The 12995-nt window shown below is 44.0% G+C and carries 13 protein-coding genes; 2 read left to right on the plus strand and 11 right to left on the minus strand.

The window, feature by feature from the left end; genetic code table 11:
• Positions 1 to 32: 32 nt before the first annotated feature.
• The 7 genes from KOL94_RS17970 to KOL94_RS18000 form a co-directional block, all read right to left on the minus strand.
• Positions 33 to 1196 (minus strand): iron-containing alcohol dehydrogenase, encoded by a 1164-nt coding sequence (locus KOL94_RS17970; RefSeq protein WP_221567978.1) that lies wholly within the window; start codon positions 1194 to 1196, stop codon positions 33 to 35.
• A 366-nt stretch (positions 1197 to 1562) separates the two neighbouring features.
• A complete protein-coding gene (locus KOL94_RS17975; RefSeq protein WP_311775189.1) occupies positions 1563 to 1790 on the minus strand; it encodes a hypothetical protein in 228 nt (75 codons plus the stop codon).
• Positions 1791 to 2364: 574 nt separating this feature from the next.
• Entirely contained in the window at positions 2365 to 2565 is a 201-nt protein-coding gene (locus KOL94_RS17980) for a cold-shock protein (protein ID WP_221567979.1), read from the minus strand.
• Positions 2566 to 2754: 189 nt separating this feature from the next.
• Positions 2755 to 3210, minus strand: a complete 456-nt coding sequence (locus tag KOL94_RS17985; protein WP_221567980.1) for a GNAT family N-acetyltransferase — start codon at positions 3208 to 3210, stop codon at positions 2755 to 2757.
• A gap of 77 nt (positions 3211 to 3287) precedes the next feature.
• Positions 3288 to 4142 carry an SMP-30/gluconolactonase/LRE family protein gene (locus KOL94_RS17990; RefSeq protein WP_221568255.1) on the minus strand — a complete coding sequence of 285 codons (855 nt, stop codon included), beginning with the start codon at positions 4140 to 4142 and terminating at the stop codon, positions 3288 to 3290.
• A gap of 25 nt (positions 4143 to 4167) precedes the next feature.
• Complete coding sequence (locus KOL94_RS17995) at positions 4168 to 4548, minus strand: hypothetical protein (protein WP_221567981.1); 381 nt, start codon at positions 4546 to 4548, stop codon at positions 4168 to 4170.
• 143 nt (positions 4549 to 4691) lie between these two features.
• Positions 4692 to 5630, minus strand: a complete 939-nt coding sequence (locus KOL94_RS18000; protein WP_221567982.1) for a hypothetical protein — start codon at positions 5628 to 5630, stop codon at positions 4692 to 4694.
• 337 nt (positions 5631 to 5967) lie between these two features.
• Here KOL94_RS18000 and KOL94_RS18005 point away from each other — a divergent pair, with 337 nt between their 5' ends.
• Together KOL94_RS18005 and KOL94_RS18010 are read left to right on the plus strand one after the other, a co-directional pair.
• Positions 5968 to 7407, plus strand: coding sequence for an FAD-binding oxidoreductase (locus tag KOL94_RS18005; RefSeq protein WP_260412515.1), 1440 nt, complete (start codon positions 5968 to 5970; stop codon positions 7405 to 7407).
• Entirely contained in the window at positions 7404 to 7988 is a 585-nt protein-coding gene (locus KOL94_RS18010) for an MFS transporter (protein ID WP_221567984.1), read from the plus strand. Before KOL94_RS18005 ends, KOL94_RS18010 begins: the two co-directional genes overlap by 4 nt.
• Before the next feature lie 669 nt (positions 7989 to 8657).
• Here KOL94_RS18010 and KOL94_RS18015 read toward each other — a convergent pair.
• Genes KOL94_RS18015 through KOL94_RS18030 form a run of 4 tightly spaced genes read right to left on the minus strand, consistent with a single transcriptional unit; the run spans position 8658 to position 12979 of the window.
• Entirely contained in the window at positions 8658 to 9449 is a 792-nt protein-coding gene (locus tag KOL94_RS18015; protein ID WP_221567985.1) for an SDR family oxidoreductase, read from the minus strand.
• Positions 9427 to 10335, minus strand: a complete 909-nt coding sequence (locus KOL94_RS18020; protein ID WP_221567986.1) for a fumarylacetoacetate hydrolase family protein — start codon at positions 10333 to 10335, stop codon at positions 9427 to 9429. Before KOL94_RS18020 ends, KOL94_RS18015 begins: the two co-directional genes overlap by 23 nt.
• A 15-nt stretch (positions 10336 to 10350) precedes the next feature.
• The gene (locus tag KOL94_RS18025) at positions 10351 to 12489 is read right to left on the minus strand and encodes a TRAP transporter permease (protein ID WP_221567987.1); all 2139 of its coding nucleotides are present in this window, start codon (positions 12487 to 12489) and stop codon (positions 10351 to 10353) included.
• A gap of 4 nt (positions 12490 to 12493) precedes the next feature.
• Positions 12494 to 12979, minus strand: coding sequence for a DUF1850 domain-containing protein (locus tag KOL94_RS18030; protein WP_221567988.1), 486 nt, complete (start codon positions 12977 to 12979; stop codon positions 12494 to 12496).
• Positions 12980 to 12995 lie beyond the last annotated feature (16 nt).

Consider the following 12995-nt stretch of genomic DNA (forward strand, 5'->3'; position numbering starts at 1 on the left):
CGTCATCTCTTGTCGGATGACGCCCTTTCGTATTAATTGTCCAAATAGGCTTTTTGAAAAAGCTGCAAGTAATTCTTCTTGTTGATTTCCCTTGCATTGCTCGGGGTTGATCCATTGTTGTACGCAGATTCAGCTAAGTAATCGAAATCTTCTTCTTTCACTTCAGATAGTGACGCAAAGGAAGGAATAGAAATATCTTCAGCCAGTTGCTTCATTTCGTTCACCAATAAATTTGCCGCTGCTTGATCCGGATCGGATTCTTTTGCAATACCGATTGTTCTTGCAATCGTTGCATGTTTCTCGATTTCCACTTCTGCATTATATCCAACAATATAAGGCAGGAACATCGAATTCGCGACCCCATGCGGCGTATCGTATAAGCCGCCGATTGCTTCAGCCATACAATGGACGGAGGCCACATCCGCATGTGAAAACGCCATGCCTGCAATTGTAGACCCAATCATCATGTTGTACCGCGCTTCCTGATCCTCCCCATTTTTCACAGCCCGTCGCAAATAAGGATAGATATGCTTCATTGCTTGTAGGGCAAGTCCATCAGCAATCGGATTCGAAAGCTTGCATGTATATGCCTCAATCGCATGAACGAGAGCATCCATTCCAGTCGATGCCGTCAAATGCGGCGGGAGTTTATATGTAAGTTCAGGATCGACAATCGCCAGTACTGGTGCGATTTGCACTGCCTTGATGGTGAATTTTATTTTACGATCCGTATCGGTTATGACAGAAGAACGCGTCACTTCCGCTCCTGTTCCAGCCGTGGTTGGGATGACGATAAGCGGGGCTACCCCATCTGGAACGTTATCGCGTCCCGCATAATCCTGCGGCCCGCCACCATGGCTTTTAATTATCGCAATTGCTTTGGCTGAATCGATGACAGAACCGCCGCCTATAGCTAAAATTGCGTCAGCACGGAAATCCAGTGCCGCTTTTCCCCCAACGATACAATCCGCATCTTTTGGGTTCGGTTTCACCTGGTTGAAGACCTTGGTTACATAACCTTCTATTTTCAAAATTTGTTCCAGCTTCGCAACAAAACCGACTTGTTCAATTCCAGGATCTGTGACAATGAAGATCCTTTTTCCTTTCACGGCACCCTGCAAGTATGCCCCTGTTTCAGTAAAGACGCCATTACCAGCCTCGATTTTCGTCGGAAGGTTAAATTCCACAGTTTTCATCCAGCATTCCCCCTATCTTATTCTTCCTTTTATGATAATTGAAAATTCAATCAATTGATAATAAAGTGCTTACTAAAGAAAACTTGGCAAAGCCGAGCCTTAGCGAATAGCTGAGCCATTTTTGCACTTATACTGAAGAAAATATTTATACTTTCTTTAAATGTGGTTTTGTTAAAAAGTGATGCTGAGTTTGATTGAAGCGAAGTTTGCGACACTCCTGCGGAAATAGCGAGCCAGGCGATACCCCGCAGAGAGGAACTCGTGAGGAGGCTTGCGGAAAGGGAGTGAATTTCGCAAAAATCAATAATAAAGTATAACAAAGCCTTAAATGAAAAAAGACCGGCAATCATAGTGACTGCCGGCGGATTATTTACAACTGCTTTTTACTTTTTCGAATTCTTCTTCAAAATAAAAAGTGCTTGGATGTTCCTCAACAATATAAGAGAATCTCTTCATGTTTTTCACATATTGCCATTTTCTTATGGTCACGGATTCGCCAGTCTTTTGGATTTTGACAACTTCACCAGTTTTGAATAGGTTGTTTGAATGTTTCAAACGTTCACTCCCCTTCAGTTCCATTATACCATAAAGCATTAAAGTTCTTCAGTACTCCCTTTCGTTCTGTTCGACAATTTAACAGGAAGTTCAACATTTATTGTCTGCCCTGCAGTTGATCTATGCTATAATGAATTCACCATTTAATTTTTCCTGAACATATCGGGCTGGCACAATTGTGTCAGCCCCTTTTATTTGTGTTTTACATATATGAACGATAATTACTTTTGAAAAAGGAGAAAGTTTAAACGAAAGTCGCGACACTTCTGGGAGAACTAGACGAACCATGTTTTTAGTTAACGGACATCAGAGCCGTTAATTGTGAACAAAATCAGTGTTTCTGAATTTTAACGGACACCACAGCCGTTATTTGCGGACAAAGCAGCTGATTTTCTATGAAATTTGCGAAATAAGGTCCCTGGTGTCCGTTAGGTTTGTAAAATACCATGATTTTAGTCAAATAAGGGCTCCTGTGTCCGTTAACGGATGGCCAGGTTGAAGAGCCTTGCGGTTCCACAGTGAATTTCGCTAAAATCCATATACTTCAAACATCACCTTAAAAGCACAAAAAAACAGACCCTGTTAAGGATCTGTTTTGAGTTCAACTTTTTATTTAGGCTTTTTGTACGTTTGAAGCTTGAGGTCCACGTTGGCCTTCTTCAACTTCAAAAGTAACTTCTTGACCTTCGTCTAAAGATTTGAATCCTTCTGCTTGGATAGCTGAAAAGTGAACGAATACGTCGTCTGCACCTTCACGCTCGATGAATCCAAAACCTTTTTCTGCGTTAAACCATTTTACTTTACCATGTTCCATTTTTGTTGCCTCCTAGTGCTCATTGCACAATGTTTTTCATATTCTTGCTCAGAACTAGACGTAAAGTGTTACACTTTTAACTATCCAATGATCGAACAAAAATAACTGTTTTAATAATAGCAGTTTGTTCATGAATAAGCAAGTCATTTACTAAAGTACCCATGATTTGTAATGTTTGTAATCTTTGTGTTACGAAACTTCATACTTCATCAGTGGAAGCTTTCTGTCCGCAAAAACGGTTGAAGGTGTTTCTCCGATTTTAACGGCACCCATTTTTTCGTAAAATCCCATTGCATGTGGGTCGCTGTCAATCGTGAAGCTCCTGATGTCCAATTCGTTCGCTCGGTGGACGACATGAGACCAAAGCTGCCTTCCATAACCTTCTCCTATGAATCCAGGATTGAGATACATGAAATCCAGGGCAGCCTGTCCATTTTTGATGACAAAGGCAAAGAATCCAAGGACCTTGCTGTTGTCCTCAAGCACATATACATTGTTCTTTTCGATATATTTTTCACTTAACGTAAGTGCATCGCGACAGGCTAGAATGAACTCTTCCGAATAGTCCCACTGGGCTTTTGAAAGTAAGGCAAGATCACTTAAAAGCTGAGCTTCTTCAGGCTTTGCCCTTCTGATCGCCGCCATAAATATGGCTCCTTTCATTGTTTTACTAGAATTCTTTCGGGATAGTGTTCGGAATTCCTTTTTTCATTATGTTTTGTTTAACCCCTATAGCTTGAAGATGGGATTCCTTTTACATCCTCCAAGGTGACTTTAAATAATCCTCCTGCTATTGGGAAAGCTGCCAATTGTTCTTCATCCATGCCCTTCCTGGCTGTCGTGATATAAAGGTCGTTCAGATCTTTTCCTCCAAATGCACATGAGGTCACATTAAGTGCAGGAACGGCAATCTCTAGTATCTGCTCACCAGTCATCGGGTTCCATCTTGACACTTTCGATCCTCCCCAATGCGCTATCCAAAGCATGCCGGCTGCGTCGATCGTCATGCCATCAGGTTTGCCCTGTTCATCCGGGACCATGATGATATCCATTGGATTCTTGATATCTCCTGTTTTCAATTCAAAATCATAGCGGACGACTTTCTGAGTTGGTGTATCAATGTAGTAAAAGTAGTTGTTATCAATTGACCAGATAAGCCCATTGGAATTGGTGACATTGTCGATTTTTTTCGTGACCTTCCTATCAGTATCCAAACAATAAAGAGCAGCATTCTTGTCCCGGCTTTCATCAATTGTACCAGCCCAGAACCTGCCCGCGGGATCACATTTCCCATCATTGAAACGGTTAGTCGGAATGTGCTCTTCTGGATCGTGAATTAGTCGGGTTATTTCCGTGTCAAGATCGATAAAATGAAATCCGTTATCAAGTGCGGCAACGATACCACCTTCTTCACGGTGTACGACCGTTCCGGGCATATGATCCAGTTGGATTGTCCGGTTATAATTGGACTCAGGGTTATAAATGAAAATTTGCTTTTCTAAAATATCGACCCAGTATAATACTTGCTTTTCATGGTCCCATGACGGTCCTTCACCCAAGGTTGCCTTTGCATCCATAACGAGTTCAATGTCAGTCACTTGTTTACCCTCCCTCTTTTGGTTGGATCTTGATAGTTGCGTTTGTAGGTGTATACCCGTCCTCTTCTTCGCTTAACAGGTCACCGTGTTGACGAGAAATTTCTGCATAATACACCTTTTGATCCTTCGCGACAAGCACGAGTAAGTTGATATCGTCTCGATGGCTGATACTCCTTGCATTATCAATGGAAAAGCCCACTTGCGTCTCAATCATGCTGTCAGAACTATACGGATAGAATATGTAGGCCTTTTCCCAATTGAAGTCGGTTAGTTCTTTAAGGTTGATTTCTGTCGTGGCAGCCTCAGCCAATTTAGCTTCAATTGCTCCTTCCAACTCTTTGTTATGGATCATACCTGATGAACTGCAGGCAACGAGAAATAGCATTAGTATACACAAGATTGTTTGTTTTAAGATCTTCATCCTCCTCAAAAAAATGAGGCTGACCCTATAGTACCTGTTTCCCTGCCTCGTTCCCAACATTTTGATGGAGGTTTCCGACACTCTATTTATGGACCAGCCCCGATTTTCTATACACTTTCGATAAGGCTCTTTCTCTCTCCTTTAATCCTTCCTAGCTCATGCCGTTTTAGCTCAGCCTGTTCCTTCAGACCAAACAACAGACTGGATATTTTGCGGTACTGGGTCTTCGTCTGTTGCATGGAGTCATTGATTCGTCCTTGTACCATCCAGTCAGAGATAAGACCATCGAAGAAGAAATCAGCGAATTTCAATAGACCAGGAATATCGATATGCATGTCAACTTCGTCGTTGATATCAGCTAGTTCCTTTTGAAATTGTCGCATACGAGTTTGAGCTTGATGAATGTATTCGGTAGCTTGATCGATATGATTATGTTTAATTGCACCGGAAATTACACCACCGCCAAACATATCTAACGTACCCCAGCCTTTAGCTTTTTCGAGGTATTCAATTGCATTCTCAAGTGCTTGATTCACTGCATTTCCTGCAGAAATCGCGTCCTCCAATTCATTAAGAAAGGCTTTCATATCTCCTTCTAATTCGGTAAGTTTATCGAGTTGAATTGAAGACGGTAATTGGTGAGCTTTAATGTGCATTTCCTTCTTGGTGAGGATGTCGTGATAATCCACTTCAATATTTCTAAGTCGCTCTAACCTTTTGTTCAGTTCATTTATGGCTTCGTCTATTTCATTCTTCGATCTGGTGGCCTCTTCTAATTTCAACTGAACAGCCGCTACCTCTTGTTTCTCCTTGTCCAGACGCTCTGCCACCGCCCCTTTCATGGTAAGGAGCCATTTCGTAACGCTGAATCCTTCCAGCTGATCGACATCGGATTGTTCGGTTGCCAATTTCTCTTGCAAGGCATCGATTTTATCCTTTGTGTCCGACAATTCTTGCTTATAATCAGCCAGTTGTTTTTCCCATTTCTGTTTCTTTCTTAGTTCTCCTTTGATATCGATAAGTTGTTCGTTCAGCTCTTCAACCATCTGAATCCCCCTCTTTCCTTTTACCATTACTTACGATTCAAGAGCAGGGAAAGTTTCAATCGTATCTGAGTCCCATCAGTCATTCGTCGATTTCATATAAATGTTGATCGGTTCACCTGTAACACCACCTATAAAACCTAAGGATCAGTTCTATAATATGGTCCTTATACTCACTCGAATATGGTTTCTTATTCAATTTTCAATTTTATCAATTACCGTAGAAATCTTTTTACAGCACTGTGCATATTAATTTCCATTTTCATCTTGTAATTCCCTCTAAAAAGTGTAAAATTACACTTAATATTATTATTTACTCTTTTCGGTTATGGGGGATAAGATGAAAAAAATTGCAGTCGTTCTATTATCTCTGGGTGTCTATGCTTCACTTTTACTATTCTCTATGCACACACCATCATCCGGTGGGTCAGAAAAATATATGACAGACGTAGGGAAATTGATGCCGGTCAAGGTGAAGAAGGTTGTGAAAGGGACAGCGATATCGAGTATCCAGGAAGTGATTGAGGAAGCCAACGAAAAAGATATCAAAGTTTCGATAGCCGGAAAACGCCATAGCATGGGTGGTCACACATATTACCATGACTCCGTGGTACTCGATATGACTGAATACAATAAGATCCTCGATTTTGATAAGGGACAAAAGACGATCACTGTCCAGAGCGGGGCTACCTGGGACGATATCCAGCAGTACATAAACAAACATGTGCTTGCGATCAAAGTGATGCAATCACAAAACATTTTTACAGTTGGCGGTTCAATCAGCGTCAATGCCCATGGACGTGACATACGAGAGGGATCGCTAATCAGTACGGTCAATTCTTTCCGGATCTTGAATGCGGATGGAGAGATCATAAATGTCAGCCGCGAGAAAAACAGCGAGCTTTTTTACCTGGCACTCGGCGGATATGGATTGTTCGGTGTAATCCTGGATGTTGAGCTCCAACTGACTGATGACGAGATCTATGAAATGAACACAGAAACACTGGATTACAAAGAATATAGCGATTACTTCAAGGCGAACGTCATCCACAATCCGGATGCGAAAATGCATCTTGCTCGAATTTCGACAGCTCCTGATTCCTTTTTGACCGAGATGTACGTAACAAACTATGAACGTGCACCTCGAGGAGCATCCTTACAAGACCATAATGAATTGAAAGATGAACGTTTGATGGCTGTCTCTAAATTCGCTTTAGGAATGGCGCGCGATTTCGATTGGGCGAAGAATACGTTCTGGAAGCTGCAGAAGGAATACTTTTTACAAACGAATGGTGATTTGATTTCACGAAATAACGTAATGCGCAGCGAATCGAAGTTTCTTGAATACGAGGCTGAAAACGACAACGACGTTCTTCAAGAATATTTCGTCCCAGTCGATGCATTCGCAGATTACATCGATGATTTGCGAAGCGTTTTGTCTGAGGACGAACTCAACCTTTTGAACATTACAGTACGGTACGTAAACCATGATGAAGGACCGGTATTGTCTTATTCCGATGAGGAGATGTTCGCGCTGGTCCTCCTGATCAACCAGGGATTGTCTAAGGAAGAACAGATGAAAACGGAAGCGATCGTGCAGAAAATGATCGAGTTGACGCTTGCGCATGATGGCAGCTATTACTTACCGTACATGCCATACCCTACAAAAGCGCAAATGCTGCGTGCGTACCCACGAACAGAAGAGTTCTTTGAAAAGAAAAAACAGTATGATCCGGATGAACGGTTCACCAACTTTTTTTACGAGGAGTATAACCAATGAATGAAGCGAAGTTAAAAGGATTGGTCATTTCACAGAGCAGCGTGTTTTTTGCTAGCAGTCTCATTTTCCCCTTCTATATCCTGTTCATTAAAAATGTCGGGTCGAGCTTTGCACAATTCGGACTATCTTATGGACTTTTCGGGTTAAGCTCCGCCCTTCTTCATCCAGTCATAGGCAAATTGTCCTCCCGTATCGATCACCGGCTGTTTTTACTCGTGAACGCCTGGGGGATGGCAACCGTTCTCTTGATTTTCCCGCATGTCTCAAGTATTGGGCAGGTGTATGTCATCCAGCTCTTTCTCGGAATGTTCGGTGCCCTCCAAAAACACGGAGAGAAGATCATGATTGCGGAGTTTACTGATGGTACGGAACGCGGGGTAAAGATCGGAAACTACCATTTCTGGACGTCGATCTTCTCAGCGTTTGCAATTATCGCAGGGGGCTATCTCGCAGACTACTTGACCATCAATATCATCTATTATATGAGCTCAGTGCTCTATTTTGGGAGCGGGCTCGTCGTCCTGAATATAAGGAATCATAGTGAAAAAATTAGAGGGACTGGAGTTTTTGGAGAGAAGTAGGTTGGGAGATTTTACATATTGAGGAGTGTGGTCATGCACCGCATTATGAAGCTCCAGACCGGTTTGCGGAAAGCGTGAAGGAGTACCTGCTTGCAGTTTAACCTGTTTGAGTGGCCTTAAGTAGGTCACTCTTTTTTGTTTTTGGAGGTAATTTCTTGTTTTGTAGATAAAATTGGATTTTTGTAGGTAATTTCATTTTTTTTTTGCATTTATCCCTTAAGTTTTGTAGATAACGGAGTGAGGCAGTGAATAATCGCCTTCCCCCAAAGCCGCTAACACAAAATGCTGATGGGCTGGTTAAATAGTGTCTGAGTCGCTCCTAAATTTAGCAACATTTTGAAGAAAAATCGTGGTTTTGCTCCAAAAATGTTGTGTTGATGGTACCGACACTTCCCTTTTAGGACAGCCCTTTCCATTTTAACTGAAGTTCGAGACACTTCTGCCGAAAAATGAGTCCGCAAGACCCTCCAGGGATGAACGATCGAGCTCACATCCATCCAGAGCGCCCAAGGAAAAGGAGCGAACAAAGTTCTTCCAAATAAAGAAAACTGGGCAAGGACAAGCCTCATCGCAGGCTGAGTTGCTCTTATACGGAAGAGAGTATTTCTATGCTTTCTTTAAGTGCAAAAAAAGGAAGACAATTTTCAAAATTGTCCTCCACTCTATCATTTATAAAGCTTTGACCATGCCGCCGTCAACAAGGAAGGATTGTCCTGTGACGTAGGTGTTTGCTCCTGATCCAAGAAAGACGACCATTCTCGCAAATTCTTCTGGTGTCCCATATCGTTGAAGCGGAATTTTCTTTTCCGTATTCTCCACATGCTCTTCGTATGGAATACCAAGCTGTCCTGCCCGGATATCATCAAGCTCAGCGACCCGATCCGTACCGATACGTCCAGGTCCTACCGTATTGATGAGGATCTGATGCTCAGCAAGCTCCTGTGAGAGACTTTTCGCGAGGCCGACGATTCCCGCCCGGAACGTGTTCGAGAGGATCAGGTTATCAAGCGGCTGTTTAATTGATGATGAAGCAAAATTGATGATACGGCCGCTATGTTGCTTTTGCATGTGCGGAAGCACCTCACGAATCAGCCGGATGAAACTTAATAAGTTGAGCTCAAATGATTTCTGCCAGTCCTCATCCCGCATGTCTTCAAAACGTCCTGCCTGTGGGCCGCCAGCGTTGTTGATCAGTACATCAACCGTCCCATTCTTTTCAACAGCAGTGTTGACTAGATTTTTGATCTGCTCATAATCCGTGATATCACAAATGGCATAATCGACGTTTTCATTGCGAGTCTCCTGGAAAATTTCTTTCTTCGCCAATTGGAGCTGTTCTTCATTCCGACTTGCGATGAGGACATTCGCGCCTTCTCTAGCATATTCCAACGCCGTTGCTTTCCCCAGTCCCTTGCTTCCGGCGGTTACGATCACACTCTTACCTTTCAATTGTAGATCCATGTTCGCTTTCTTCCTTTCTTCCCTTTAAGTCTTTGACAGGATTGATGAGCGGGCGGAATCCATCGATATGGCATTCGACGATATCTCCATCCTGAATGACGACTGCTCCAGGCGTGCCGGTTGAAATGATGTCTCCTGGGAGAAGCGTCATCACTTTCGAATGGAAGCTGACGAGATGATGCGGGTTGAACGTCATGTTCTGCACCTTGTTTTTACGATGGATGCCCCCATTGATCACCGTCGACACTTCCAACTCAGACAGATCCTCAATTTCATCAACGGTAACGAACTCAGGTCCGAAGCTGAAAAACGTATCGAAGCTTTTCGAACGGGTCAAGTACCTCGGGTTTACCTGTAAAATATCTTCCGCTGTCATATCGATGATGGTTGTATACCCGGCGATATAGGACTCTGCCTCCCCCTCGGAAACATCTTTACACGTTTTACCGATGATGACGCCTAACTCTGCTTCTGCTGTCGTCCGCTCCGATTGGTTCGGAATTTCAATCTGATCCCGAGGACCAATAATTGTCGTATCAGGCTTCATAAAACTTGCCGGCTCTGATGAAGGTGCTTTTTCATGCAGGTCTGAAGCGTGTTCGACATAGTTGAGTCCGATTCCCCAGATCTTCCGCGGATGACGGTAAAGCGGTCCAAACTCCACGCCCTCAATCGGATGACCGAGATCGGCACCCAGCCGTCCTACATCGACGGAGCCCCACCAGTTTCCGAATGTCGCCAATGCTTCTGGTTGAATCAATTCAAACAAGGTTTCAGGATGATCAAGGTTCAAGTATCGGTTGATGTCTGCTAGTACGATCACCTTTTCGTCTACGAGGACGGCAGCCCTTTCTTTATCCCCTAGCAAGATTGTTGCCAAACGCATTTTTCCACCCCCTGTTTATTTTGCTGAAAGCGGCGTTTCAGACGAAGTCGTTTTTTTCAAAAAGACAGTGACGATGAGTAGGATCAGAGCACCAAGCCCAATCAGGTCCGTAATCACCCCAGGATAAATCAACAGCAATGCTCCGACACAAGTAATGATCCGCAGCCATCCGGGTACACGTTCATTGATGTATCCTTCTACTGTGACTGATAACAGGAATACACCGAGTAACGATGTGACTGTAATGAGTAGAACAGTTGTAATATTGGCTTCTATCATCAACATTTCCGGTGAAAAAACGAACATGAACGGTACGATGAAGCCTGCAATCGCAAGGACCATCGCTTGTACACCTGTCTTGTTCGGATTTCCTCCACTGATGCCAGCGCCAGCAAATGCGGCAAGCGCAACAGGAGGTGTGATATTCGCAAAAATCCCGAAATAGAACACGAACATATGCGCAACGAATACAGCATTCGCAGTGTTTCCGGTCAATTCCTGGAATAGCGGTAATTGCAATAGGATAGGTGCCGCCATCGTACTTGTGATGATATACGTCGGGATACTCGGCAATCCCATTCCTAAGATGATCGAAGTGACCATTGTCAAGGCGAGCGTGATAAGCAACTGGATAAGCGGACTATCAACTGCTGCCCCAATGCTGACGATGCTGTTCGCGATTTCAAGTGCTACACCAGTTAAAGAAGCAATACCGACTACAATTCCAACAGCACCACATGCGAGTGCAACCGGGATTGTCGTCCTTGCCCCATTTTCAAGTGCTTCAACACAATCCTTGATTCCCACTTCGTCTGCTTTAATTTTTAAAAACTTCCGCCACACGTTGATCGCAGCAGGAATCGCAACGATGAGCACAAGTTCCCACCAGTCGCCACGCAACGTCCCACCATTCAGCACTGGTCCGAAAATCAATCCGAGAGAAACGGCTGACATGACCCCAAGCATCCGTGAAGAACCAGCGATGATGACGGTGGCGATGATCGACCAGAAGGCCGCGAAAAAGGGTGTCTTTCCTGAGAATAGCAGGTACAAAAGGATGAACATCGGAATCAAGAGATGTCCGCGTTCAACCATGACTTCCTTCACGCGTGGAAGTTCTGCTTTCGGAATCCCTTTCAATCCCCTTTTCGAAGCTCGGAAGTGGACTTGCAACAAAATCCCGATGTAAAAAAGCAATGCAGGGATGATACCAGCCAGAATGACCCTCGTATAAGGGATGTTGAGGTTTTCTGCCATGATGAAGGCTGCAGCCCCCATAATCGGTGGAAGAATTTGTCCACCGACGCTGGCTGCGGCTTCTACGGCTCCAGCAAACTCTCTTTTATACCCGATCTTTTTCATGAGTGGGATTGTAAACGTTCCGGTCGTCACGACGTTCGCAATCGCTGAGCCATTGATTGAACCGAGGAATCCGCTCGCAAGCACAGCAACTTTCGCCGGCCCGCCCTTCGTATGCCCTGCTACAGCTAAGGCGAGATCGTTGAACAGCTGACCCATACCGGACTTTCCTAGAAAAGCGCCGAATAAAATAAAAAGAATGATATAAGAAGCCGATACGCCGATTGCGGTTCCCAACACACCCTCGGTAATATAGACGAGTTGAGCGATGATTTGTTTGGACACACTCAAAACGACGGGACTAGTCAGCTCCGGATAGATTGACAGCTTGACGTGGAATCCATAGGCCAGGAAGCCAAGTCCTAAAATGACGAGTCCCCACCCCGTGACCCTCCTTGTCAGCTCAAGCAAAAGGATGAGCGCCAATACTCCGACATAAAAATCGGTATCATTGATGCGGCCACCGGTCTGGATGATCCGTTCTGCTGTCATAATCATGTAGATTCCGACAAACATAGAGAGACCAGCCGTAACGTAATCAAAAATCGGTACGGTTCCTTTTCCTTTCTTCTTCAAGATAGGATATAAGAGGAACCCGATGGTCATCAATGTGTAAAGATGGATGCTCCGTTGCTTGACGTCAACAAGTGCACCTGCATAGGACGTGTATAAATGGAAAATGGAAAGTGTAGCGGCTGCTATTGTAATGAACCATAACACCGGTTTTGCGATAGAGGTCCTGATGTTGCTTTCCCGGTCGTATTTTTCTACGACATCTTTCATTTCTTCTGCCATGATCTCACCTCACAACGAGTAAAAGTTTTTGTGACCATGCTTGGATAACCGGCATGGTTCTTGTTTCGATGATGTAGGATGCACCGGGTTCAGCCATATCGATGCTATTTTCACCGGCAATGAACTTATGTGCGGTCGTTTTGCCGGTACGTACCCGCAATTCGTTGCCGATTTTACGATCGATACCGACCATATGCACCCACCCATCTTTTATATACGTATCATTGCCTGCATTGCTGGGCACTCCAGCACCGAAAGTCTTGAATCGAGTTCCTTCAATGTATATGGCATCTTCTTTCACTTTGAAAAATTCTTCCCATAATTCCTTTTCAACCGAGTGCTGCCATTGGATCGTAAACGAGCTTTCTGCTGCAGCTGGTAGTATTGCTTTGATATCGGTATCTGTTTTGAGGATGAGGAATGTCTTGGGCGTACATGACAAGGCGATTCCGATGATAATCGCTGCCATCAGAAAGGATCGAATCCTCATTGTAAAAAAAGGGCAC

Origin of the sequence: Alkalihalobacillus sp. TS-13, from assembly GCF_019720915.1 — a bacterium.
Taxonomy (GTDB): Bacteria; Bacillota; Bacilli; order Bacillales; family Fictibacillaceae; genus Pseudalkalibacillus.

Coding starts and splice junctions, on each gene's coding strand:
- KOL94_RS17975 (WP_311775189.1), bottom strand. CDS start 1,790: ATGCTTTATGGTATAATGGAACTGAAGGGGAGTGAACGTTTGAAACAT.
- KOL94_RS17970 (WP_221567978.1), bottom strand. CDS start 1,196: ATGAAAACTGTGGAATTTAACCTTCCGACGAAAATCGAGGCTGGTAAT.
- KOL94_RS18015 (WP_221567985.1), bottom strand. CDS start 9,449: ATGGATCTACAATTGAAAGGTAAGAGTGTGATCGTAACCGCCGGAAGC.
- KOL94_RS18020 (WP_221567986.1), bottom strand. CDS start 10,335: ATGCGTTTGGCAACAATCTTGCTAGGGGATAAAGAAAGGGCTGCCGTC.
- KOL94_RS17990 (WP_221568255.1), bottom strand. CDS start 4,142: ATGGATGCAAAGGCAACCTTGGGTGAAGGACCGTCATGGGACCATGAA.
- KOL94_RS18005 (WP_260412515.1), top strand. CDS start 5,968: ATGAAAAAAATTGCAGTCGTTCTATTATCTCTGGGTGTCTATGCTTCA.
- KOL94_RS17995 (WP_221567981.1), bottom strand. CDS start 4,548: ATGCTATTTCTCGTTGCCTGCAGTTCATCAGGTATGATCCATAACAAA.
- KOL94_RS17980 (WP_221567979.1), bottom strand. CDS start 2,565: ATGGAACATGGTAAAGTAAAATGGTTTAACGCAGAAAAAGGTTTTGGA.
- KOL94_RS18010 (WP_221567984.1), top strand. CDS start 7,404: ATGAATGAAGCGAAGTTAAAAGGATTGGTCATTTCACAGAGCAGCGTG.
- KOL94_RS18025 (WP_221567987.1), bottom strand. CDS start 12,489: ATGGCAGAAGAAATGAAAGATGTCGTAGAAAAATACGACCGGGAAAGC.
- KOL94_RS17985 (WP_221567980.1), bottom strand. CDS start 3,210: ATGGCGGCGATCAGAAGGGCAAAGCCTGAAGAAGCTCAGCTTTTAAGT.
- KOL94_RS18000 (WP_221567982.1), bottom strand. CDS start 5,630: ATGGTTGAAGAGCTGAACGAACAACTTATCGATATCAAAGGAGAACTA.
- KOL94_RS18030 (WP_221567988.1), bottom strand. CDS start 12,979: ATGAGGATTCGATCCTTTCTGATGGCAGCGATTATCATCGGAATCGCC.